Annotated in this window: 28 protein-coding genes; 12 read left to right on the plus strand and 16 right to left on the minus strand. The window is 45.4% G+C overall.

What is annotated here, in order from left to right:
• The 4 genes from ACFI6J_RS13845 (at nt 1) to ACFI6J_RS13860 (ending at nt 3,267) form a co-directional block, all read left to right on the plus strand.
• Nucleotides 1–1,266 carry a cytochrome b gene (locus tag ACFI6J_RS13845; RefSeq protein WP_014948332.1) on the plus strand — a complete coding sequence of 422 codons (1,266 nt, stop codon included), beginning with the start codon at nt 1–3 and terminating at the stop codon, nt 1,264–1,266.
• The gene (locus tag ACFI6J_RS13850) at nt 1,263–1,997 is read left to right on the plus strand and encodes a cytochrome c1 (protein WP_014948333.1); all 735 of its coding nucleotides are present in this window, start codon (nt 1,263–1,265) and stop codon (nt 1,995–1,997) included. Before ACFI6J_RS13845 ends, ACFI6J_RS13850 begins: the two co-directional genes overlap by 4 nt.
• A gap of 167 nt (nt 1,998–2,164) precedes the next feature.
• Nucleotides 2,165–2,797, plus strand: a complete 633-nt coding sequence (gene sspA / locus ACFI6J_RS13855) for a stringent starvation protein SspA (protein WP_012517332.1) — start codon at nt 2,165–2,167, stop codon at nt 2,795–2,797.
• Nucleotides 2,794–3,267 carry a ClpXP protease specificity-enhancing factor gene (locus ACFI6J_RS13860; protein WP_014948334.1) on the plus strand — a complete coding sequence of 158 codons (474 nt, stop codon included), beginning with the start codon at nt 2,794–2,796 and terminating at the stop codon, nt 3,265–3,267. The genes sspA and ACFI6J_RS13860 overlap by 4 nt, the downstream gene beginning before the upstream one ends.
• A gap of 195 nt (nt 3,268–3,462) precedes the next feature.
• Here ACFI6J_RS13860 and ACFI6J_RS13865 read toward each other — a convergent pair whose 3' ends face one another.
• Both ACFI6J_RS13865 and ACFI6J_RS13870 read right to left on the minus strand, forming a co-directional pair.
• Nucleotides 3,463–4,311, minus strand: a complete 849-nt coding sequence (locus ACFI6J_RS13865; protein ID WP_061439592.1) for a spondin domain-containing protein — start codon at nt 4,309–4,311, stop codon at nt 3,463–3,465.
• A gap of 12 nt (nt 4,312–4,323) precedes the next feature.
• The gene (locus ACFI6J_RS13870) at nt 4,324–5,139 is read right to left on the minus strand and encodes a spondin domain-containing protein (protein WP_039224560.1); all 816 of its coding nucleotides are present in this window, start codon (nt 5,137–5,139) and stop codon (nt 4,324–4,326) included.
• Nucleotides 5,140–5,361: 222 nt separating this feature from the next.
• Between ACFI6J_RS13870 and ACFI6J_RS13875 the strand changes: the two genes are divergently transcribed.
• On the plus strand, nt 5,362–6,114 hold the full coding sequence (locus tag ACFI6J_RS13875) for a response regulator transcription factor (protein ID WP_156085968.1): 753 nt from the start codon (nt 5,362–5,364) through the stop codon (nt 6,112–6,114).
• Nucleotides 6,115–6,165: 51 nt separating this feature from the next.
• Here ACFI6J_RS13875 and mgtE read toward each other — a convergent pair whose 3' ends face one another.
• From mgtE to ACFI6J_RS13935, 12 genes are all read right to left on the minus strand, one after another.
• Entirely contained in the window at nt 6,166–7,524 is a 1,359-nt protein-coding gene (mgtE, locus tag ACFI6J_RS13880; RefSeq protein WP_014948338.1) for a magnesium transporter, read from the minus strand.
• Nucleotides 7,525–7,698: 174 nt separating this feature from the next.
• Nucleotides 7,699–7,971, minus strand: a complete 273-nt coding sequence (locus ACFI6J_RS13885; protein ID WP_014948339.1) for an HPr family phosphocarrier protein — start codon at nt 7,969–7,971, stop codon at nt 7,699–7,701.
• Nucleotides 7,971–8,816 carry an RNase adapter RapZ gene (gene rapZ / locus ACFI6J_RS13890; protein WP_014948340.1) on the minus strand — a complete coding sequence of 282 codons (846 nt, stop codon included), beginning with the start codon at nt 8,814–8,816 and terminating at the stop codon, nt 7,971–7,973. Before rapZ ends, ACFI6J_RS13885 begins: the two co-directional genes overlap by 1 nt.
• A gap of 84 nt (nt 8,817–8,900) precedes the next feature.
• A complete protein-coding gene (ptsN, locus tag ACFI6J_RS13895; protein ID WP_014975727.1) occupies nt 8,901–9,344 on the minus strand; it encodes a PTS IIA-like nitrogen regulatory protein PtsN in 444 nt (147 codons plus the stop codon).
• 13 nt (nt 9,345–9,357) lie between these two features.
• Nucleotides 9,358–9,645, minus strand: coding sequence for a ribosome hibernation promoting factor (gene hpf / locus ACFI6J_RS13900; protein WP_012517338.1), 288 nt, complete (start codon nt 9,643–9,645; stop codon nt 9,358–9,360).
• A 30-nt stretch (nt 9,646–9,675) separates the two neighbouring features.
• Nucleotides 9,676–11,157 (minus strand): RNA polymerase factor sigma-54, encoded by a 1,482-nt coding sequence (locus ACFI6J_RS13905; protein ID WP_014948342.1) that lies wholly within the window; start codon nt 11,155–11,157, stop codon nt 9,676–9,678.
• A 73-nt stretch (nt 11,158–11,230) separates the two neighbouring features.
• A complete protein-coding gene (gene lptB, locus ACFI6J_RS13910; protein ID WP_014948343.1) occupies nt 11,231–11,956 on the minus strand; it encodes an LPS export ABC transporter ATP-binding protein in 726 nt (241 codons plus the stop codon).
• A 2-nt stretch (nt 11,957–11,958) separates the two neighbouring features.
• Nucleotides 11,959–12,513, minus strand: a complete 555-nt coding sequence (lptA, locus tag ACFI6J_RS13915; protein WP_014948344.1) for a lipopolysaccharide transport periplasmic protein LptA — start codon at nt 12,511–12,513, stop codon at nt 11,959–11,961.
• The gene (lptC, locus tag ACFI6J_RS13920) at nt 12,482–13,060 is read right to left on the minus strand and encodes an LPS export ABC transporter periplasmic protein LptC (protein ID WP_014948345.1); all 579 of its coding nucleotides are present in this window, start codon (nt 13,058–13,060) and stop codon (nt 12,482–12,484) included. The genes lptA and lptC overlap by 32 nt, the downstream gene beginning before the upstream one ends.
• Nucleotides 13,057–13,605, minus strand: coding sequence for a 3-deoxy-manno-octulosonate-8-phosphatase KdsC (gene kdsC / locus ACFI6J_RS13925; RefSeq protein ID WP_131136027.1), 549 nt, complete (start codon nt 13,603–13,605; stop codon nt 13,057–13,059). Before kdsC ends, lptC begins: the two co-directional genes overlap by 4 nt.
• On the minus strand, nt 13,606–14,586 hold the full coding sequence (locus ACFI6J_RS13930) for a KpsF/GutQ family sugar-phosphate isomerase (RefSeq protein ID WP_283633306.1): 981 nt from the start codon (nt 14,584–14,586) through the stop codon (nt 13,606–13,608).
• Nucleotides 14,587–14,588: 2 nt separating this feature from the next.
• Entirely contained in the window at nt 14,589–15,545 is a 957-nt protein-coding gene (locus ACFI6J_RS13935; RefSeq protein ID WP_462586222.1) for a calcium/sodium antiporter, read from the minus strand.
• Nucleotides 15,546–16,238: 693 nt separating this feature from the next.
• Between ACFI6J_RS13935 and mlaF the strand changes: the two genes are divergently transcribed.
• The 7 genes from mlaF to murA all read left to right on the plus strand — a co-directional run bounded on the left by mlaF (nt 16,239) and on the right by murA (nt 20,946).
• Nucleotides 16,239–17,039: a phospholipid ABC transporter ATP-binding protein MlaF gene (mlaF, locus tag ACFI6J_RS13940; protein ID WP_462586223.1), complete on the plus strand. Its 801-nt coding sequence runs from the start codon at nt 16,239–16,241 to the stop codon at nt 17,037–17,039.
• Nucleotides 17,036–17,812: a lipid asymmetry maintenance ABC transporter permease subunit MlaE gene (gene mlaE, locus ACFI6J_RS13945; protein WP_014948350.1), complete on the plus strand. Its 777-nt coding sequence runs from the start codon at nt 17,036–17,038 to the stop codon at nt 17,810–17,812. Before mlaF ends, mlaE begins: the two co-directional genes overlap by 4 nt.
• A 9-nt stretch (nt 17,813–17,821) precedes the next feature.
• Nucleotides 17,822–18,295, plus strand: a complete 474-nt coding sequence (gene mlaD, locus ACFI6J_RS13950; RefSeq protein WP_014948351.1) for an outer membrane lipid asymmetry maintenance protein MlaD — start codon at nt 17,822–17,824, stop codon at nt 18,293–18,295.
• A gap of 118 nt (nt 18,296–18,413) precedes the next feature.
• On the plus strand, nt 18,414–19,079 hold the full coding sequence (locus ACFI6J_RS13955) for an MlaC/ttg2D family ABC transporter substrate-binding protein (protein ID WP_462586224.1): 666 nt from the start codon (nt 18,414–18,416) through the stop codon (nt 19,077–19,079).
• Nucleotides 19,076–19,384, plus strand: coding sequence for an STAS domain-containing protein (locus ACFI6J_RS13960; RefSeq protein ID WP_462586225.1), 309 nt, complete (start codon nt 19,076–19,078; stop codon nt 19,382–19,384). Before ACFI6J_RS13955 ends, ACFI6J_RS13960 begins: the two co-directional genes overlap by 4 nt.
• A gap of 29 nt (nt 19,385–19,413) precedes the next feature.
• Entirely contained in the window at nt 19,414–19,671 is a 258-nt protein-coding gene (locus ACFI6J_RS13965; protein WP_012517351.1) for a BolA family protein, read from the plus strand.
• A 12-nt stretch (nt 19,672–19,683) separates the two neighbouring features.
• Nucleotides 19,684–20,946, plus strand: coding sequence for a UDP-N-acetylglucosamine 1-carboxyvinyltransferase (murA, locus tag ACFI6J_RS13970; protein WP_462586226.1), 1,263 nt, complete (start codon nt 19,684–19,686; stop codon nt 20,944–20,946).
• Between the two features lie 145 nt (nt 20,947–21,091).
• Here the strand turns inward: murA and ACFI6J_RS13975 are convergent, their stop codons facing one another.
• Entirely contained in the window at nt 21,092–22,162 is a 1,071-nt protein-coding gene (locus ACFI6J_RS13975) for a trypsin-like peptidase domain-containing protein (RefSeq protein WP_462586227.1), read from the minus strand.
• A gap of 419 nt (nt 22,163–22,581) precedes the next feature.
• Nucleotides 22,582–23,943 (minus strand): DegQ family serine endoprotease, encoded by a 1,362-nt coding sequence (locus tag ACFI6J_RS13980; protein ID WP_202942341.1) that lies wholly within the window; start codon nt 23,941–23,943, stop codon nt 22,582–22,584.
• Nucleotides 23,944–23,995: the final 52 nt, after the last annotated feature.

Consider the following 23,995-nt stretch of genomic DNA (forward strand, 5'->3'; position numbering starts at 1 on the left):
ATGAATGCTTTCCTAGGTTGGATTGAAGAGCGCATCCCAATGATGCGCGTTGCGAATATGCACGCTCTTCAATATCCTGCTCCAAAGAACATGAACTTCTGGTATGTGTTCGGTTTTCTAGCAACTATTGTTTTGGTTAACCAGATTGTTACTGGTATTTGGTTGACCATGAACTTCGTTCCATCTTCAGAAGGCGCATTTGCTTCTGTTGAATACATCATGCGTGAGATCGACTACGGTTGGATCATCCGTTACATGCACAGTACTGGCGCATCGGCGTTCTTTATTGTGGTATATCTACACATGTTCCGTGGCATGATTTACGGCTCTTACCAGAAGCCTCGTGAGCTTCTATGGGTGTTTGGTATGTTTATTTACCTAGCGCTTATGGCAGAAGCTTTCATGGGTTACGTTCTACCTTGGGGACAAATGTCTTACTGGGGTGCGCAGGTAATCGTATCACTATTCGGTGCTATTCCTGTTGTTGGTCCTGACCTTGTTATCTGGCTACAAGGTGACTACGTTATCTCTGGCGCTACGCTTAACCGTTTCTTCGCACTTCACGTAATTGCGCTGCCTCTGGTTATCGTTATTCTTGTGTTCCTTCACATTATTGCACTTCACGAAGTGGGCTCTAACAACCCTGATGGTATCGCTATCAAGCACAAGAAAGGTTCACTACCTGAGTCTGAAAAGACGAAGTATGAAATTCATGAATACTACACAAGCAAGTACGACATTGCTGATGACGTATTGCCGTTCTTCCCACACATCGTACTTAAAGACCTTGTGGCGTTCTGTGTATTCTTAGCATTGTTCACTTACGTGCTGTTCTTTGCCCCTGAAATGGGCGGTAAATTCCTAGAGCACCCTAACTTTGAAATTGCTAACCCACTTAAAACACCAGAGCATATCTTCCCTGTTTGGTACTTCACACCGTTCTATGCAGTACTAAAAGCGGTTCCTGATAAGCTATTCGGTGTATTAGCGATGTTCGGTGCAATTGCTGCGCTATTTGCCCTGCCTTGGTTAGATCGTGGTCGTGTTAAGTCATGGCGCTATCGTTGTGGCCTACACAAAGTAAACCTTATCGTGTTTGCAATTGTGTTTATTTTCCTAGGTTACCTAGGTGGTACACCACAAGAAAACTGGAAAATCATTGCGTCGCAAGTTGCAACGGTAATGTACTTCGGTTTCTTCGTAGCACTGTTCTTGTACAGCAAAAACGAAAACACTAAACCTGTGCCAGAGAGGATTTCTAAATGAAAAAAATGATGTGCTTTTTAGCCTTCTTCCTACCTGGCGTAGCGCTTGCGGCAGGCGGGAACGTACACCTAGATAAAGCGCCTATCGATTTAACCGATAAGGCGTCTTTACAACGCGGTGCACAATTGTTCATGAACTACTGCTTAGGCTGTCACTCAATGAAGTATCAGCGCTATCAGCGTTCATTCCAAGACTTGGGTATTCCTGACGAACTAGGTCAAGAATACCTGCAGTTCACGGGTGAAAAAGTGTCTGACTACATTACTCGTGCAATGCCAGAAGAAGCCGCTGCTGGCTGGTTCGGTGCTGCTCCACCAGACCTAACGCTAGTGGCTCGTGTTCGTGGCGAAGACTGGATTTACACTTACCTGCGCTCTTTCTATGTTGACGAAAGCCGCCCATTTGGTGTGAACAACACAGTATTCCCAGAAGTAGGTATGCCACACGTACTTCAACCACTTCAAGGTACGCCAACACGTACTTATGAAGAGCAAATGGTTGATGGAGAGATGGTTAAGCGTTATGTAGGCATTAAGTCAGATGGTACTGGCGCAATGTCTCCTGACGAGTACGACCAAGCTGTTGCCGATATCGTGAACTTCCTAGAGTACACAGGTGAGCCTTCTAAACTTGAATCTCACAAAATCGGTAAGTGGGTACTTATCTTTATCGCAGTATTGTTTGTATTTGTTTACTTACTGAAGAAAGAATACTGGCGAGAAGTGCACTAATCGCACAGATTTATGTATAATATGAAAAGGGGGCTTCTCGCCCCCTTTTTTGGTATTTACTCGTGCTATCTGAAAATCCTAGTAAATAGGGTCTTCAGGTAGCACGAGTTAACGTAATAAGCTTACCGTTTGTAAGCGTAAACTTGTTTCTCGACGGAGGAAATTGAATGGCCGTAGCCGCGAATAAACGTTCTATTATGACGTTGTTCTCTGACACAATTGATATTTATAGCCACCAGGTGCGTATTGTGTTGGCAGAAAAAGGTGTGGGTGTTGAAATCAGCTACACAGATCCTAGCAACTTGTCTGAAGATCTGTTGGAGCTTAACCCTTACGGTACTGTTCCAACTCTAGTTGATCGCGAGCTTGTACTTTACAAGTCGCACATCATCATGGAATACCTTGATGAGCGTTTCCCTCATCCACCACTTATGCCGGTTTACCCAGTATCACGTGGTCAGAGCCGCCTTATGATGCACCGCATCGAGCAAGACTGGTACTCGCTTGCTGCCCGTATTTTCCGTGGCGAAGGTGATGTAGAAGCAGCACGTAATGAGCTGCGTGAAGCTTTGCTATCTCTTGCGCCTGTATTTGGTGAAATGCCTTACTTTATGAGCGAAGAGTTCAGCTTAGTTGATTGCTACCTTGCTCCGCTATTATGGCGTTTACCTGCACTAGGTATTGAACTAAACGGTGCTGGCAGCAAAGAAATTAACGCTTACATGAACCGTATTTTCTCTCGTAGTTCATTTAAAGCGTCTCTGACTGACCAAGAGCGCGAGATCCACAACCCGTTATGACATCTATGACGTCAAACCAGCCCTATTTGCTTAGGGCTTTTTATGAGTGGATTGTTGATAACGACTTAACGCCGTACATTGTGGTAGATGCAACCAACGAGTTGGTTGAAGTGCCGCAGGAATTCGTTAAAGACGGTCAGATCGTTTTAAACGTATCACCTAGTGCGTGTGTTAACTTTTCTCTCGATTTAGATGGCTTATCGTTTCAAGCACGCTTTTCTGGGCAACCTAGAAGATTAAGTATGCCTTGTGAAGCGGTAATGGCTATTTACGCAAGAGAAAATGGTGCAGGTACGGTATTCGCCACTGAAGAAGATGTGGCTCGTGCGCAGCAAGAGCGTCCAGAAACATCTGAAGATGTTTCTCAACCTAGCGGTCCGACGTCGCTGGAAGATGCTGATGCAAGCGACGTGAAAGACGCACCTGTTCCACCTAAAAAGGGTAAACCTACCCTTAAAGTTATTAAGTAGCTTATTAAGTAACTTATTAAATAGCTTATCAAATAACGTATTAGCCTGGTTTTGTGAAGTTTATCTACTCAGCAAAGCCAGCGCTTATCTTTCTTATTCCCGTTAAGTTTTATCTCCGTTTCCCCTTCGCACAAAAGTAAAAACACCCCATTACCTGAGTAATAGGGCGCTTTCACGTGTACTGTGTTTGACCATTTAACGGGTTCGGGTTATCACCACGCGGCTCGTTGGGAAATCAAAGCGATGGGCCTCGGTTAGTACCGATGTAGACAGGCCCTCACGGCTTGGATCGTCAGCGTTTGCACTAGTGACTACACCTTGGTGAAGTCTTACTGCATCGGCAAGATCATCCCTCACCACATCATAGCCCGCAGCTTCTCCGCCGCCACCCGCTGCACTAGCGGCAGGGCCTGGCATAGTAGCAGCTGTTTCTGTGTTTGCTTCTGTACCCGCATCCCAAGTCACTGTCATGAACGTTTTTATATCACCAACCGCCATGTTGCTTACATTCGCAGCGTTTAAGCCGGTGAATGCGTCGTTGGTGTTGACCAGCATTATCGTTACCGTAAGGCGAAGGTCGTCAGCATCGAGTTCTGGAACCACAAGAGTTAGTTCTGCGCCCATTGAGCGAGGACCCAGTATGCCCCCAGAGTTTTGGGCATCCAAAAAGTCCGTGGAGTCCATGGCTTCAGTAATGACCATAGACGGGTCACCGCCTTCAGCCATTATTTCAATGCCCATGCTGGCTGGCTCGCCTTCATTAAATGAATGGAAGCCTGACTCATGCAATATGACGGCGGCAGGTGCAAAGGGCTGAGAGTAGGTTAAATTGGTAATTTGTACGGTATAAACCGCTGAATTACCATTAATACCGTCTTGTCCGTCCGAACCGTCCTGGCCATCCGTACCATCTTGTCCGTCAGTACCTGCTTCCCCCTGCGGACCCGCTGGTCCTTGAGGGCCTGTATCACCATCGTCGCCGCAGGCAGCAAGAAGCGCTGAAAGCATCAATAATGTACTGAGTTTAATTATTGGATTATTCATCGTATTGGCTCCTTAAGATGCAGGAACAGTAATAACTACACGTGCTACTGGGTTCAACCAACGGTGTACGGTAGAGTCCAGATCACTGGCACCAGCGGCGCTATCAGTATCACCAAGCGCATTGCGGTGGATGTGTACTGGGCCATCTTCACCATCTTCAATTTCGCCATTAACGATTTGTGCACCCACACCCGTGCCACCTGTACCCAAATCAACAATACGAGTGGGAGCGCCGCCACCGGCAACACCCGGTACGCCATATCCACCCAGCGCGTTTCCGGTCCCAGCTTCAACAACATCTGTACGGGCACTATTTAATTCATCGTTAAGCTCAGTACCGGCGTCGTATGCATTAAGGTAATAAGTGTAGGTACCCGGCTCGGTTGGAATTTCAATACTGTCCATACCAACAAAAGCGTCGTTAGTAGGTATTAGCATGGAAAGTAGCGAAAGATATGGCTTGTCCATAGTATCGAAGGGATAGCTTAACGTAGCTTTCGGCGCGAGAAGTCCGCCAAAACGGTGCCACGTATTTGAACCATTGTCGGTATCAACAGGGCCGAGTAACGCTTCAAAGTTTGCGCCGCTTGAATCAGCATTTTGTTCGTCGTCAATAACACCAGCTTCAGCTAACCACGCTAAAGCTGACGACGCAGGTTGCCCAACTTCAAAGGCATCGACGGTGTCATCGTGAGCTATGACTAAACGCGGCGTAAAACTCTGCGCCTGAGTAAGGTTGGTAATTTCAATGTCTAAAGTGACAGCTTGGCTTACTGATACTGCTGCTAGCGACAAAAGCGTTGCGCTAGCAAGTTTAGTGAATTTCATTTTATTGTCCTTATTTATGGCTTAAATCGCATAAAAATTTAGGGCAGTAAAATGTCCAATTCATCACAGAACTTTCACAAATTGCACACAGATTCGTCTCAATAAATAACAGTGCTGTTATAAATTCTGAATTTATATTTTTTATAAAAAAATTGTAATCACTGTGAAAGAAAACCACGAACGCACTGGTCTTGTTTTTTATTGGCGAATTAGGAGCGAGATATGATCCTTATCATCTACAGTGGAAATAAGTTTCAACAGAACATATCGCAATGCTTAAGTAAGCATAGCTTTCTTTACGACGCAGTCTCTAATTTTCAATCCGCAGAGTCGTTGCTTAAGGCGCAGCATTATTCGCTCGTTATTGTTGAGTCGCATGGAAACATTATCTGTCTTAATCGTATAAAAGGCCTTGTTGATACGAACCCAGAAAGTTGGGTGATGGCAGTGGAAAGTGACGCGATGACAGACGATGTGGCCGACGAAGAGGTAGATGAAGCAAACTACTATGAAGTAGGCGTAGATGATTATCTATCAGGGCCATTTGATGCACGCATGTTTACTGCCCGTATTCGCTCCCATATGCGCAGAAGTATGCCTAGCCAAGCACATTTAAGACCATCTCAAGGTAGTGAAGAGCGCATCGAAATAGGACCCCTTAAAATCGACCAGCGTTTTCATAGCGTAACCCTAAACGGCCAAGTGCTGACGTTAACGGCTAGGGAGTTTGCGCTACTGGATTATTTTTGTCGTCATCCAAACCAAGTTTTTTCTCGCAATCAATTGCTCAGTGAGGTGTGGGGCTATAACCACGAAGGCTACGAGCACACGGTGAATACCCATATAAATCGTTTACGCACTAAGCTTGATAAAATCAACAGTATTGAAAATGGTGGACAGCTAGTAGAAACCGTCTGGGGTGTGGGTTACAAGCTGAACGTCAATGGATATATAGCGAAAGCGCTTATTGCATGAGTGTTGTTTAGCTCACCCATGCCCTATCAGGCATGAGAGTTCAAAATTAACTTAAATTAGAAACAGCGTCGCAGTACCTAAGAAAGCAAAAATACCCACTACATCGGTTATCGTAGTTAAGATAACACTGCCAGCTAGGGCAGGGTCTATCTTAAGACGCTTCATGATCATAGGTAAGGTTGCACCCGCTAAAGCAGCCGCAATCATGTTTACCATCATGGCAAAGGCAATAATTACGCCCAGCATGTAATCTTGTTTCCATAACGCGATGACAGAGGCAATAAGCACCGCCCAAATAGCACCGTTTAAAAAGCCGATGGATATTTCTTTACTGATAAGCCATCGTGAGTTACTTGCGTTAACATGGCCTAGTGCCATACCACGGATAACTAGCGTTAGCGTCTGATTACCCGCTACACCGCCCATACTAGGGACAATGGTATTTAGAATAGCTAACACAGCCAGTTGGCTCAGCGTTGCTTCAAATAGATCACTCACCATCGCAGCCATTAGCGCCGTCACTAAGTTTACTGCCAGCCACACCGAGCGTCGTTTGGTACTTTGCATAACGGGTGCAAAGGTATCTTCGTCGTCATCAAGACCCGCCATACTCATCATCGAGTGTTCCGCGTCTTCACGAATAATATCAACCACGTCATCAATGGTAATTCGGCCCACTAAGCGATGGTTTTCATCTACAACAGGTGCTGAAAGCCAATTGTATCGCTCGAACAGGCTTGCCACTTCATCGTCTGGCATATTCACAGGAATCGCTTCAGATTCCTCGTCCATAACGTCAGACACTTTATCGTCGGTATCTGCGGTGAGTAAACGGGTAACCGGAACAATACCAACAAGGTTGTCAGTTCGGTTTACCACGTAAAACGTATCCGTATTCTCAGGTAGCTCGCCTTTTAAGCGGATATAGCGCAGAACCACGTCAATGGTCACATCGGGACGTAATGTGATGGTGTCGGTGTTCATGATGAAACCAGCGGTTTCTTCACCGTAAGACAGCGCTTGCTCTGCGCGCACGCGATCTTGTGCATCCATCGAGTCTAGAATGTCGGCCAATACTGGCTCGGGAAGGCTGCTTAGCGTCTCTGCTAAGTCATCGGTATCCATCTCTTCAAGTGCGTCAACCACATTAGCGGGAAGCATTTTTGTAATGATACCGTTTCGAACATCGTCAGACAGTTCTTCTAAAATGTCGCCGTGAAAGTCACCATCAATGAGCTCCCATAATTCGTCACGGGTTCTGCTAGGGCTAGATTCAAGAATGTGGGCGACGTCTGAAGGCGGTAATTCAAGCAGAAGCTTACGTACAGATACGAATTGACCGTTGGTCAACGCAGCGTTGAGTGCGCGTAACTGAGTTTGTACGTATTTAGAAACAAGCGCTTCTGCCATAAGGCGTTATTCCTACAAGCTAAAAGATGAACAATGCAGGCCATAGAGCCTAAGTGGGCGTAGAATATCGCAATTATGATGAGTCTGTCATGATAATTGCGTAGGTTTTGCGCGGGATTTTAAGATAACTGCGCTAAGTGTTGATTAATTGGTCAATGGATTGGGCAAGTAAGACTATTCGTCTTCGTTAAATCTGCCCTCAATAAGCTCTTCAATAGCTGCAAGTGCATCAACAGCATCACTGCCGTCCACAATCACGTCTACCTGTTCACCTTGATGGCTTTCAAGCATCATTAATCCCAATACACTGCTTGCGTCTGCTTCTTTATCGCCTTTTTTTAAGATGATTTTAGCGTCGAATTGATTAGCCAGTTTAACCAGTTGGGTCGCCGCTCTTGCATGCAACCCTAACTTATTGACGATAGTTAGCGTTTTTTGAATAGTCATTACTGATTCAGCTCTCTATGGCGAATTTGTACATCAGGGTGTATTTCACTGAAGGTTTTCGACAGGGTCTGTGCGATATAAACCGAACGGTGTTGGCCACCAGTACAGCCAATCGCTACGGTTACGTAACTTCTGTTATTGCGCTCTAAATGAGGCAGCCATGTCGTTATTAAATTCTGAATTTGCCAAATGAACTTGGTCACTACAGGCTGCGACCCCAAAAATACTTCTACTGGCGCGTCTAATCCGGTCAGATGTTTAAGGTCCGGCTCCCAGTGGGGGTTAGGTAAAAAGCGGGCATCAAAAACGTAATCCGCATCTTTAGGAATACCGTGCTTAAAGCCAAACGACTCGAACACAAGCACAAGGCGTGAGCTTTTCTTACCCAAGATACGCTCTCGAATTAACTCTGCCAGTTGGTGAATGGTAAGCTTATCAGTGTCTAAATATAAATCTGCGCGTTCAGCAATAGGAGCAAGTAGGGCTGACTCGGCTTTAATGGCTTCTGAAAGCGATTTATTAAGCTTGGCGAGAGGGTGAAGACGACGTGTTTCGCTAAAACGCTTAACCAGTACATCATCGCTCGCGTCAATGTAAACAATGGTCATCGACCACGAAGAAGGCAGGTAGTCTAGAATTTCTACCAAATCGTCAGGATTTTTAGGTAAGTTTCTCACATCGATACTTACCGCAACCTGATCGTACTCGTCAACAACTGTATGGGTTAAGGTGGGAAGTAAGTTTACCGGGATATTATCAACACAGTAATAACCTAAATCTTCCAATGCGCGAAGTGCGACAGACTTACCAGACCCCGAACGACCACTGATTATTATCAGCTTCACCTACTTTCTCCCTAATACTCTGGTTTTATCACATACGCGTTGTTGAATTAGGCGCCTACTAAACGGTTAATAGGCGCTTAATGTTTAACTTAATGCAGATAGAATATCGTCGCTTGTCGTTGCGCGACGTATTGCTTTAATCGTTTCTTTGTCGCTTAGTTTACCAGCCACGGTGGCCAGCGTTTGAAGGTGTCCTTCGGTCTGTTCCTCGGGAACGAGTAGCGCAAAAAAGATGTCTACGGGTTTCTCGTCAAGGGCGTCAAAGTCGATTGCTGGCGTGCTGGTTACAACAATGGCAATCACTTTCTCAAGGCCCGGCAGGCGCCCGTGGGGCAGGGCGATACCATTGCCAATGCCTGTACTACCCATACGCTCTCGAGCCATCAAACTGTTAAGTACCGTTGCCTGATCAATGTTCTCGTTTTGCTTGGCAGCGATATCAGCGATGATCTCAAGAATTCGCTTTTTACTATTACACTGAACCGCACACTCGGTGCGGTCCAGACTTACGATGGCTTGTATATCCATGCTTAATTAACTACTAATGTTTTTTCAGTTTTTCCTTATGCTTGATTACCTGCCGGTCGAGTTTATCAACCATGCTGTCAATCGCCGCATACATGTCGGTATTTTCTGAGGATGCGAATACTTCAGCGCCACTTAAATGAACGGTCGCTTCGGCTTTTTGATTTAATTTTTCAACGTTCAGGATGACATGCACATTAGAAATGTGATCAAAGTGACGTTCAAGTTTGCTGAACTTCGTATCGACATAATTACGCAAAGAGTCGGTGATTTCGACATGATGACCAGTAAGGTTGATTTGCATATTTCGTCTTCCTTATATTATTAAGCCCGATTAAATAAGGCTTTTGCGTTGGTTCGACGGCGGGATCGACAACGATTCCCGGTACTTTGCTATTGTTCGCCGGGCAACTTTAATGCCTTGTTCGGCCAACAATGAAGCAATCTTGCTATCACTTAGCGGCTTGCTAGGCTTTTCAGCGGCCACTAATTTCTTGATCAATGCACGAATCGCTGTAGATGAACATTCACCACCAGACTCTGTTGCAACGTGGCTTGAGAAGAAATACTTCAATTCGAAGATTCCACGTGGCGTATGCATGTACTTTTGCGTTGTCACTCGCGAAATAGTGGATTCGTGCATATCTACCATTTCTGCGACATCATTTAGCACCATTGGTTTCATCATTTCCGGGCCGTGCTCAAAAAAGCCCATTTGCTGCTGCACAATGCAGTTTGCAACCTTCATTAAGGTTTCGTTACGAGATTCAAGGCTCTTTATGAACCACTTAGCCTCTTGCATGTGTGAGCGGATGAATTGTGAATCGCTACTATTCTTGGCACGGCGACTCATTGCTGCGTATTGTTGATTTACGCTTAACTTAGGCAGACTGTCGGGGTTCAGCTCAACCACCCAACGGCCATTTTTCTTGGTTACTGAGACATCAGGAATAACGTACTCAGGCTCTTTAGTAACTAAAGCACTACCTGGGCGAGGATTCAAGGTTTGCAGTAAACGCATTGCCTCGCGTAGCTGATCTTCTTTCAATCGGCTTTTACGCATAAGCGTACGATAGTCTTTGCTGCTCAGTAAGTCAGAGTACTCTTCAATCAGTTGCTTTGCTTCAGCAAGCCACGGTGTGTCTTCTGAAAATTGGCGCAATTGCACCATCAAACATTCTTGTGGAGAGCGTGAGCCAGAACCAATAGGGTCGAACATCTGAATGCGCTTTAGCACACATTCTATTTCGTCCATTTCAATTGGCTCTTCCATATCATCATCGTTGACCGCTTCTAAAATATCATCAAGGGTAACGGTTAAATAACCTGACTCGTCAATAGAGTCGATGATTGCTGTAGCGATTGCGCGATCGGTATCCGAGAAATGGGTAAGGCGCATTTGCCAAAGAAGGTGCTCTTGAATATCTTCAGTAGTCTCACCTTGGAAGATTTGCTCGTCGTCATTGGATGGACCCGGAGCAGGCGAAGATGAAGCAGAGTAGTATTCGTCCCATGTGCTGTCGATTGGCAGCTCATCGGGAAGATCGTTTTTCTCAAGTGCATCGCCGGCTTCTAGTGTGTCACTAGATGCAGAAGCAGTGGCCTCAGAGCCGCTGTCATCGTTGTCGATATTGTTCTTTTCTAGTTGCGGCTCGTCATTACCTTCTTCAACTTCTAATAGCGGATTAGAATCGAGCGCTTCTTGGATCTCTTGTTGAAGATCAAGTGTAGAAAGCTGCAGCAGTTTAATGGCCTGCTGAAGCTGTGGTGTCATGGTAAGTTGTTGGCTAAATTTTAGCTGTAAAGATGGTTTCATCTACGTCTTATTTAAATGCTCTAAATTGAATATACCAGAGCGAAACTGAAAAATGACAATTCGGTTACATTAACTATAGCCTGAATTGTTCGCCTAGGTATACATCCCTTACTTTTTGATTACTTAAAACCTGTTCCGCCGTTCCTTGCGCAATAAGCTCGCCATGACTCACAATGTACGCCTTTTCACAAACATCCAATGTCTCTCGTACGTTATGGTCCGTGATAAGGATTCCAATCCCCCTATCGCGAAGATGTTGTATTATCTTCTTTATATCATTAACTGATATTGGATCAACACCAGCAAATGGTTCATCTAACAAAATAAATTGCGGTTTTGCTGCCAGAGCGCGGGCAATCTCAACGCGACGGCGTTCGCCCCCTGACAAACTCATCCCCGTACTATTACGTATATGGTTAATATTAAATTCATCAAGTAGCGCATCAGCTTCTTCTTCTTGCTGTTGTGAATTTAAATCTTTACGGGTTTGCAAAATGGCCATGATATTTTCATGTACCGTGAGCTTTCTGAAAATAGAGGCTTCCTGCGGTAGGTAGCCTATTCCGCGGCGTGCACGCTCGTGCATGGGCTGATGAGTTAGCTCATTGTCGTCAATTTCAATCTTGCCTTTATCCAAATTCACTAAACCAACAATCATGTAGAATGTGGTGGTCTTACCAGCGCCATTTGGGCCAAGAAGACCGACAATTTGACCCGTTGAGACAGACAGGCTTACATCTCGTACAACCTGTCTTGACTTGTAAGCCTTAGCAAGATTTTTAGCGCTCAAAGTTGCCATTGCTATTCATTGCCCTCGTTGTCTTTTTTGTCTTTCTTAGACGAAGTTTTGCGAATGGTCTCAGGTGTGAATACTGTGGTCACTCGACCCTCACCATCCTTACCTGCGCCGCCAGTCGCTAGCAATTGCTCGGTAATCATATCGAACGTGATGTTGTCACCCTGTACTTTACTGGTGTCTTGTTTCAACTCTGCGTTTCCAGCAAGAGAAATCGTTCGGTTCACCACTTCATAGCGTATTTCATTAGCTTTTGCCGAAACTGGCGTGCCGTCTTCCAATTGCTGGGAATAGCTTGCAGGCTTTCCTCTAGCAATAAATATTTCACGACCACCACCGTCAGTGGCAATTACTTCCACTTCGTCAGCTTCAATAACCAAAGAGCCTTGAGTTATGAGTACGTCGTCTTTGTACAACGCGGTTTTATTTTTACCGTCGATAAACTGGGTGTTCGAGCCTATTTTTATGGGCTGCGAAAAATCATCTTCACTGGCGTGTACCGCACCGCTAGCGATGGCAAGCAATAAACTAGTTGCTAGGGGAATAAGTGGTTTGTACATGATCTAAAAGCTCGTATTCTTGTGTGCGTAAATTCGCGTTAAACCCATTACTTAAAATGACATATTGGGTGCCCAGTATTTCAACGGGTTGGTCAGATGTCATTTGCTTGGTTTCTAAATTAATTTGAATGTACTCGGTCGATATACTTCTGACAAAGTCATCGCCAGTTTGGTTCTCAATATTAACTTGGTTTTCCAGCTGGATTAGCTCGTTATTGTATAGTGTACCTTCATCAGCGGTTACCACCCATGGTGATGACGCGTTTTCTGTATAAAGGGTGTATTTAGGTTGCTGAAACAATACAAAGCCAAGCTGGTCGTAATGCTCCATCGACTCTGCAAATACTTTGTGATTTAACTCACCGTCTTGATTGTACAGCGTAGTGGTTAGATTTTTTGCTTTGTAGGCGGGCTTTAGCGCATCGTTTTCACGATTCCCCTGCGTTTCAGGCTGCTCTTCCATCCACGTAGGGATGTACATCAGCATCGCCAGAATAAATAGCGCCGATATACTTAATCCTAAGCGATTAAAGCCAAACAGGCTCATACACTAGCTCCAAAAATCTCATTTGTTACCCCTTTGGCCTGCAAAATGGTATCCGATATTTCTCGGACCGCGCCAAACCCACCGGGAAGGGTCGTAATCCAGTTTGCTTGTTTTGCTACGTAAGGATGGGCATCGGCAACCGCAATTTTAACCGCAACGTGCTTGTACATACCCGTATCTGGCATGTCATCACCTACCGCAGCCACTTCGTCAGTGTTTAACTCAAGGCGTTTCATCAGGTCACTAAGCGCGTCTGCTTTATTCTCTTCGCCTTGAATTATATGTGCAACATTCAGTGCCTTCATTCTATTTTCAACAATGGCAGAGCGACGTCCAGTAATAACCGCGACATTCACTCCATTGCTCACTAGCGCTTTTACACCATATCCATCACGGGTATGGAATGCTTTAAGTTCTTCACCGTCGTTACCTAAATAAATTCGGCCATCTGAGAACACACCATCAACGTCGCATACCAGCAACTTTATCTTGGCTAGTTTAGCGAAAAGCGAGTCATTTATTTCCGTGTACAAGGTGGTTGTCATTTAAAGCACTCCTGCTTTTAGTAGCATATGCATGTTAAATGCCCCAACAGGTTTGCGCTTATCGTCAGTAACCATTAACGCACTAATTTTATGGGTTTCCATCAAATTCAGGGCTTCTACAGCCAGCTGACCTGCGGTGGTAGTCTTGCCGCCTTTAGTCATTACTTCTTTCACTGTCGCACTGTGTACGTCTACGCGGGCATCGAGAATTCGTCGTAGGTCGCCATCCGTAAAGACGCCTGTCAGCGTACCGTCTGCCGCTATCACGCCTGTCATACCCAACCCCTTTTTAGATATTTCCAGCAGTGCGTCAGCAACAGAAGCACTGGCATGGACAAGGGGGATATCACTGCCGCTTTGCATGATATCGCTAACTTTAAGCAGAAGTTTTCTGCCTAAACTGCCGCCTGGGTGCGAAAGCGCAAAGTCATCTGAGGTGAAACCTTTTTGGTCTAGTAGTGCTACCGCAAGCGCATCACCCATAACCAGTGTGGCGGTTGTGCTTGACGTAGGAGCAAGGCCTAGCGAACACGCTTCTTTTTCAACGCTGATATCAAGTACGACATCTGCGTGTTGTCCTAATGAGCTGGAAGCACTGTTGGTCATGGCGACCACCTGTATGCCTAAGCGTTTAACTACGGGCAATAAATTAACGAGTTCGTTAGTCTCGCCAGAATTAGAGATGGCGAGTAAGACATCGCCTTTGCTTAGCATGCCCAAGTCGCCATGGTTGGCTTCACCAGGGTGCATGAAAAACGCAGGAGTACCTGTACTGGCAAGCGTAGCGGCAATTTTATTGCCGATATGCCCAGACTTTCCCATACCACTCACGACAACTTTACCCTTGCAGGCAAAGAGAATATTACAGGCAGCGATAAATTCATTGTTTAAGCGTTCTGCCAGATTAGCAATAGCCTGCGTTTCAATTTCAATAACGCGCTTCGCTGAGTCGATATAGTTCATCTGAGTTTGTGTATTCATGATTATCCGAATAGCCAGAATTGATAGCCGATAAAGCAAGCCAGAAGTATGAATCCATTAGTTCTTGATATTGTACGTTTGCCGATTAAATCGAAGCTGAACAAGAACAATAATAAGGTTAAACCAAGCATTACGTACATATCTCGGTTATAAACGTCAGGGTCCAGGATACCAGGCGCGATTAAGCCGGGCACGCCAAGTACGGCAAGTAGGTTGAAGATATTTGAGCCGATGATATTACCCAGTGCTAAATCGTCTTCACCTTTCAGTACACCCGCAACACTTGCTGCTAGCTCAGGTAGACTTGTACCAAACGCGATAATCGTTAGTCCGATAACCAAATCCGAAATGCCCATGTATCTGGCAATTTCTACTGCCGAGTTCACCAAAAAGTGAGCACTTAATGGAAGTATTACAAGGCCTACACCAATCCAAATGAGGGCTGACGTATTTGAAACGCCTTTGGGGATTTCATCTGCGGTTTCCGCAACCAGAGGGTCTTCTTTATCTACCTGTAGCGACAGCCACGCCATCATTGCCAGTACGAAAATGAACAGGCCTAGTAGGATAATGCCTTCATAAGACTTAAGTTCACCGTCAAACATAAAGCCAATGGCAATCAATGAGATGATAAGGAGTGCTGGAAGTTCGCGCTTTAACGTTGTTGATGAAACAAGCAATGGTTTCACTAGCGCGGTTATACCTAAAACTAGCGCGATGTTCGTGATGTTAGAACCTAGCGCGTTACCCACGGCGGTGTTCATATTGCCATTTGCGGAGGCTATGGCGGAAACCACAATTTCAGGTGCCGAAGATCCCATAGCGACAATCGTTAGTCCGATCATCATTGGAGAAATGCCGATGTTTTTTGCTAATGCTGAGGCGCCATATACAAACCGGTCAGCGCTCCAACTCAGTACAATCAGCCCAACAAGAAAAATGACAATGTTTAAAAGCACAACAACCTGTAATAGAAAGTATTTCGCTAGATTGTCGCAAAAAGAGTGCCATTTGCCTATGCTCGCAGCGTTTTATTTTCGCCAAATACTGTCAATTGATGTAAATTTCCGCTGAATACGCAAATTAGGTCGCACTTACACACACAAGACTTCATATTCAGTTTCAGTTAAGAAAGAACAAAATAGGATGGTATTAGGATTGAATTGGGAAGCTTGCCAGACCTTCCCGAAGGGCGAGTTTATAATGTCCGTACTCTTTGCTGTGTCACCTTGATGTAGAACCACTATACCTGCGGTAACACGCCGCGATTACGAACATTTTAAACCTCGCTGCGTGGGTAATAATCTATACGGACTGGTATATAATTCGTCTTAATCGAACATAACTTGTAACTTTTTGACTTTGGCGAGGGGCTTGAAAAAGCGTACAATGCCCTTAAATTACACCGCCCAGACAAGGTGCTCTATGCAGTGTCTGGCGCTAGAAATTCAAAAAAGTACACTGGAGAGTAAACTTTTTTGATTTTATGTGACCATAAAGTAAACTGTGCAGTAAACCTTAAGAGTGGATCAAGTGAAGGCACAGAAATTGAATACTCACTTACTCTTATAACCTTAAAATTTTCTAAGTGGATTGAACGCGTTATTTTATAAGGTCTCAATCCAACGTCAGGGGTCGACATTTAAGTAACTATGGATCATTTAGTTGAAGTAGATAACCTTACCTTTAAGCGCGCCGATCGCATCATTTATGATGGGATATCGCTAAAGGTACCCAAAGGCAAAATTACTGCGGTAATGGGGCCAAGTGGTATAGGTAAAACCACGCTGCTACGCCTTATTGGCGGGCAGTTAACGCCAGATGAAGGTGACGTTAGATTCGACGGCGATTCGATTGTTTCTATGTCGAGAAAAACGCTATATGAGACACGGCGTAGAATGAGCATGCTTTTTCAAAGTGGTGCGCTTTTTACCGATATGAGTGTGTTCGATAACGTGGCGTTTCCCCTTCGCGAACATACAAAACTTTCTGAAGACGTTATTGCGACAATTGTCGCTTTAAAGCTACAGGCAGTAGGATTGCGCGGTGCAGCTCAATTAATGCCTAGTGAATTGTCTGGTGGTATGGCGCGCAGGGCTGCTTTGGCAAGGGCAATTGCACTAGATCCAGATTTGATCATGTACGACGAACCCTTTGCCGGACAAGATCCTATATCAATGGGTGTGCTGGTTAAGCTTATTCGTGAATTAAACGACGCACTAGGCCTTACCAGCATAGTGGTGACTCACGATGTCACTGAAGTACTGACCATTGCTGATTATATTTATATCTTAGCTGACAAGCGGGTTATCGGTGAAGGAACGGCGCAGCAAATCAAAGAAAGTGACTCTGAGTTAGTCCAGCAGTTCTTGAAAGGAAAAGCAGATGGTCCGGTACCATTTCATTATCCTGCACCTGATTTGAAAGCAAGCTTCTTGGGGGCAGATAAATGAAGTTCTTCCAATCAATAGGCGCTAAAACGATAGGGAAGGTCACTGCGGTTGGTCGAGCAGCTCTTATGTTATTCGGAGCGTTAATCGCTGTTCCTAGGCTTAAAAATGTACCGCTGGTGATTAAGCAATTGTATGTAGTGGGCGTTCAGTCGCTGCTAATTATTATGGTGTCGGGGTTATTCATCGGCATGGTAATGGCGCTACAAGGCTACACCATTTTGGTTGATTATGGCGCAGAAGGTAGCTTAGGCCCCATGGTCGCACTTTCATTGTTAAGAGAGCTTGGTCCCGTTGTTACCGCATTGCTTTTTGCTGGGCGAGCTGGCTCAGCCTTAACAGCTGAAATAGGCTTAATGAAAGCCACGGAACAGCTGAGTAGTTTAGAGATGATGGCGGTAGACCCGCTACGACGTATCGTCGCACCGCGTTTTTGGGCGGGAATGTTAGCGATGCCTATGCTTGCCATTATCTTCAGTGCCATTGGTATTTTAGGCGGCCACTTAGTGGGTGTTGATTGGTTAGGCGTTGATGCAGGCAGCTACTGGTCAATTATGCAATCGACAGTAGATTGGAACCAGGATGTCATAAACGGCGTAATAAAAAGCCTCGTGTTTGCCTTGGTTGTAACGTGGATTGCCATATTTAAAGGTTACGATTCTATTCCAACATCGGAAGGGATCAGCAAAGCGACTACCGAAACGGTGGTCTATTCATCATTAGCAGTATTAGGGCTGGACTTCGTGCTAACTGCCCTTATGTTTGGTATCGAGTAGGGGATTGGAATGAGTAAGTATAAAACGGAAGTAATGGTTGGTGTGTTTGTCATGCTTACTATCGGTGCGTTGTTGTTATTGGCACTGAAAGTAGCAAACCAAACGGTAGCCACCGAAGGCGATACCTACACGTTATACGCAAAATTCGACAATATTGGCGGCTTAAAGCCGAGATCGGCAGTAAAGGTTGGTGGGGTGACGGTTGGCCGTGTGTCATCGATTACGCTAGACCAAGAAGATTTTACGCCAGTAGTTGAGCTGTCAATTTTAAATGAATACAACGGCTTTCCAGAAACCAGCTCTGTGTCTATTTTGACCTCGGGTTTGCTAGGCGAACAGTATGTTGGCTTCCAACCTGGCTTCTCTTTCGACGGTGTCGCTAATTTACAGAATGGCGATTACCTTCAGGATACTAAGTCAGCTTTGGTTCTTGAAGACCTCATTGGTCAGTTCTTATTTAATCGCGGAAGCGACGAAGACTAATCGCAGTATTACGGCCAGACGTATATTACCAGGTCGTTAAATTATTCCAGCGGCGTGATGAAACTTATTGGATTGCCATCAGGTCTGCTAAATAGAGCTTTAAGTTAGGAGAGTAATTTTGAAAAAGTTTATGGTAGCACTTGGCATCTTCATGATGTCTGTAGCGGGCATAGCGAATGCACAAGAAGTTAATGAACAAAATCCGTATGAATTGGTTCAAGACGTAGCAAACCGCACGTTTGAGCGCATCAAAGCGAACCAAGCAGCGATCAAAGCTGATCCTGAAATGCTACGCACTATTATGGAAGAAGAATTAGTACCTCATATCGACTACAAATTCGCTGCTTTTATGGTACTAGGTAAACACTTTAAGTCAGTACCTCAAGAGAAGATGGGCGAGTACATCAGCGTATTTCGTCAATATTTGGTAACAACCTACGCTGTGGCAATGGGCTACTACGACAACCAAGAAGTCATCTTTGAGCCTGAATCATCTTTTGATGATAAAAAATCAGTAACAGTGCGCGCAGTGGTTCAAGATCCAAACCGCCCTGAAATCAAAATTGCTTTTAAAGTTCGTAAAGACAGTAAAACGAACGACTGGAAAGCCTACGATATGGTTGCTGAAGGCATCAGCATGCTAAACAGCAAGCGTAGCGAATTTGAATCAATCCTTCGTCAAGACGGTATCGATGCAGTTATCGCACTAATGCGCGACAAAATTGGTAAGCCAGTTGAGCTTAAGCAAGGCGAGCCAATCGAAATCGAAGGAGAGGCTGAGTGAGCCTATTCGAGGTAAACGACAAAGGCAATGTAGTGGTTCGCGGTCATCTTGACCGTGAAACGCTGTCGAAGAATTTCTGGGATAGTTTGAACGGAAATGAGCGTAGTACCTTGATTAACAATAAAAGATGTCTTGTTGATTTGAGTGATGTTGAGCGCGCAGACAGTGCAGGATTGGCTTGGCTTATTAATGCCGTTAGGGATGCAAAGCAAAATGGTGTTAGCATGAGCCTATCTAAAATGCCTGAGAAGCTACGTAAGCTTGCTAAAATAAGCAACGCAGATAGCTTTTTACCCGTAGAATAAACACCCGTTAGCGAATTAAGAAGTAAGTTATGGAATTGTCTGAAATTGAAAAAATCTTGAAAGATGCGTTAGACCTTCACGAAGTCCATGTAAAGGGCGAAGGTTCGCATTTTAATATTATTGCGGTCAGCGATGCTTTTAACGAAATGAGCCGTGTGAAGCGCCAGCAAGCGGTATATGCGCCTCTGGCTGATAAAATTGCAGACGGCAGCATGCATGCAATTACCATCAAGACGTTTTCAGTAAAAGACTGGGAGCGTGAGCGCCAGTTTAATATTCCTCAATAATAGGCGTAGCACGTGGATAAACTCGTAATTAAAAAGGGCCCTGCGCTCAACGGTACCGTGCGCATCTCTGGCGCTAAAAACGCGGCCTTGCCATTGTTGATGACAAGCTTGCTGACCGACTCTCCTTGTCGTTACACCAACGTTCCTCGTCTTCGTGACATCAATACAACGACGGCACTTTTGCGTGAATTAGGGGTTGAAGTCGCACTACCCGCACCTAACGATATCGTTATCGATGCGAGTACGCTACAAAGCGTTACAGCGTCCTATGAGTTAGTACGTACTATGCGCGCGTCTATCTTGGTACTTGGCCCATTGTTAGCTAAGCAAGGTAAAGCGAATGTCTCTTTGCCCGGTGGCTGTGCTATAGGTGCGCGCCCGGTAAATCTTCATTTAACTGGCCTTGAAAAGATGGGCGCGAAGATTGAAGTAGACGAAGGCTATATTAGAGCCGAAGTCGATGGTCGTCTGAAAGGTGCGCGTATTTTCATGGATATGGTAAGCGTGGGTGCCACTGAAAACCTACTGATGGCAGCGGCGCTGGCTGACGGAACAACCATTCTTGAAAACGCGGCACGCGAGCCCGAAATCGTTGATTTAGCAAACTGTCTTATTCAGATGGGCGCGAAAATTAGCGGTGCAGGAAGCGATAAAATAACCATTGATGGCGTGGAAACTTTAAACGGTTGTGATTATGCAGTACTGCCTGACCGTATAGAAACCGGTACTTTCTTGGTAGCGGCTGCTGTAACAGGTGGGAAAATACGCTGTACTCATGCGGCGCCAAATACATTAGATGCAGTGCTAGATAAGCTAGAGCAAGCCGGAGCTAAAATCACCACTGGTGATGACTGGATAGCGCTAGACATGGAAGGGCGCAAACCGCAGGCTGTGCGAGTTAAAACCGCACCACACCCAGCATTCCCTACGGATATGCAGGCGCAGTTTGTTACCTTAAACTGTGTTGCTGAAGGCACGGGCGTAATTACAGAAACCATTTTTGAAAACCGCTTCATGCACGTGCCAGAGTTACAACGTATGGGCGCAGAAATCGCATTGGAAGCGAACTCGGCAGTGTCTAAAGGCAGCTCAAGTCTTAAAGGAGCTCCGGTAATGGCTACTGACCTGCGCGCGTCGGCAAGCTTGGTGATCGCTGGGCTCATCGCAGAAGGTGAGACTCACGTGAATCGCATTTATCACTTAGACCGTGGTTATGAAGCCATTGAAGAAAAGTTGGGTGGCTTGGGTGCCATCATTGAAAGAGTGAAAGAATAACTCAAGATTTCGAACTTTTACGAAAAAGCGCCAGATAGACTATCTATCTGGCGCTTTTTTTGTGTCTATTATCTATGCAAACTGGTATTAAATCTTCACGTTCTAAACTTGGGAAGCCGAACTAATTTGCCAGCTCCGACAACACTTATTGACCAGCGCGAAGCTCAGCAATCGTTGCCGTTAGAGTAATTGAACGTCCGTCGCGGCTGAGCTCAATTTCAAGTTCGGTACCGGGCTCGGTTTCGGCAATCATATCCAGCGTTTTTGATGCGCTTTCTAAACGTACGCCGTCTATGGCTACTATGATGTCGCCAGGGCGGATACCCGCGATGTCGGCAGGGCTGCCTTTAGCTACTGCTGAAACGTCTATGCCTGGTCGGTTGCGGTTTTCACCGCCAACAAAGCCAAGCTGCCCGCGAACAACACGTCCATTGCTAATAATTTCATCCATGACTCGCTTAGCTAATTCGTAAGGCACGGCAAAGTTAATGCCGTCTACATTGCGAGCGCGATTGTTTGAATCTAGCACCTGGAAGTTGGCGTTCGTGATACCCAGCAAAATACCATTGCTATCTACCAGCGCGCCACCAGAGTTACCTTGGTTCAAAACTGCATCGGTTTGAATGAAATCAACATAATTAGATAGACCGTTTCGCCCGGCTCTGCTAACTATGCCTTGAGTAATGGTTTGCCCCAGATCGAAAGGATTACCAATCGCCATCACCACATCACCCACATGGGTGTCAGGTTCTGAAACCTGAGGAATAATGTGCAGGTTATCAGCGGTGACTTTTAACACGGCAAGGTCGGTCAGTGGGTCGGTGCCCACAATTTGCGCTTCCAAAATACGTCCATCTTGAACCGCTACGTAAATGCTATCTGCATCTGCAACTACGTGGTGACAAGTAAGTAAGTAGCCATTTTCTGTCATGATAACGCCAGAACCCAAATTGGTGCGCCCACGAGATTGATTTCTGAATAGCCCTGAACCGTTCTCAATACTGACGCTGTAGATATTGACTACTGCAGGCGCAGAGCGGCTTAGGGCTGTAAAATAGCTTTCGCGACTAGCGCTTACTGATGGAGAGTTAAAGAATCCTTGAGCAAAGTCTTTGCCTTGACGTAGATCGGGTAGGAAAACTAACAGTAATGCAGCAACAGCTACGCCAAGAAATACAGATTTTAGTAAGAAGTTAAAAATTGAGCGGCCAGTCACAAATCACACTTTTTGTTATCTGTCGCACTTAATTAATACGTGCCATTAACTCAGCACTACTTCACAATCTTAAAGCGCAACATTCTTAAATTATTATCTTATGGCAAAGGATATCACTTTATTTAATAAACTACCGTAATGAAACGCAAATTTTGTGCAACTCGATTTACACTAGCACGTACTTCGAAACCTTGCATGCTGTTCATACAGCCTTATTTACGTGGACATAGGTGTAGCTTGAGAATGCAACTTATCAGAGGAGACCGTAAAGAAGCCCCGTTACGAAGCTAGGAGCATACTGTTTTCAACGGTTATCATTTGAAAACAAAAACGGCGCTAATAAAGCGCCGCTTTTATGCTAATCCTCAGCTTGGACATTAATGCGTCTAAGCGGGGAACGTAATTGAACAGCTGAATTGCTACTGTCTGATTACCAAGTAAAGCGTAGAGTTTCCACGTTTTACATTGAGTGCGATAACGCCTTTTGCTTCGTCTAGTGCATTTCTAAACTCTGCAACCGTGGACGTACGTACGCGATTAACGCCGATTATAACGTCATCAGACTGAAGGCCAATTCGCGCCGCAGGAGCACCACGCTTAATATCAGAAACCACTACACCAGCATTACCAGCATCGTCAGTGCCGTTAGACAGGGTTGCACCTTCTAGGGCTGGGTGAATTTGAGCAGCCGTCACTGTCGTGTCTGTAGCGTCATCTAATACAACGTCTACATTCATTTTCTTACCTTTGCGCATCACAGTGAGCTCAACTTCAGCGCCCGCGCCCATACTCGCAATTTTTGCGCGCAGTTCTTGGAAGCTATGAAGTTTACGACCATTAATGGCAGTAATAATATCACCGGCTTGCAGACCACCTTTTTCAGCAGCAGAGTCTGGCTGCACTTCGCTCACGAACGCACCAATGTTCACTTCCGCATTCATGGCTTCAGCAAGGCCCGCGTCAATATCGCTACCTAAAATGCCTAGAAGGCCGCGGCGAACTTCACCAAATTCTGCAATTTGATCAATTAGGCTTTTCATCATATTGGCAGGAATGGCAAAACCAATACCGACGTTGCCGCCGTTAGGACCAAAAATAGCGGTGTTGATACCAACCAGTTCACCGTGAAGGTTAACTAACGCACCGCCTGAATTACCGCGGTTAATTGCTGCGTCGGTTTGAATAAAGTCTTCATAACCGCCAATGTTCAAGCCAGAGCGGCCCAGAGCGCTTACAATACCAGAAGTAACCGTTTGAGAAAGACCAAACGGATTACCAATAGCTACTACAAAATCGCCTACGCGCAGCGCGTCAGAATCGGCAAGCGGTAACGCTTTTAAATCATCAGGTTCTATTTTAAGTAGCGCGATATCGCTTTGCTCGTCAGAGCCTAGCTTTTTCGCTTTAAACTCGCGACCATCAGTTAACTTAACAGTGATTTCATCTGCATTATCAACAACGTGGTTGTTGGTAACAACATAACCTTTATCGGCATCAATGATGACACCAGAACCAAGACCTCGGAAAGGGCGTTCTTGAACCTGCTCTTGCGGGGCACCAAAGAAGTAGCGAAACATCTCGGGTACACGCTGCGTAGAGGTTTGTGTTCCTTCTACCGCAATGCTTACTACCGCTGGGGTAGCTTCTTCTAGCATAGGGGCTAAAGAGGGAACTTCATCTTTCTTATCAGAAAAGAACGGTAACGCCGCCTGTGTGCTAGCAGTAAAGCCCAATGAACTTACAACAACGGCAGACGCCAATAGACAATGGCGGAAAGACATTTTCATGTTCGCTTACACTCCTTCATGTTATATGCGACATAGCATGGTTTCA

The organism is Alteromonas sp. G4i13 (assembly GCF_054960505.1).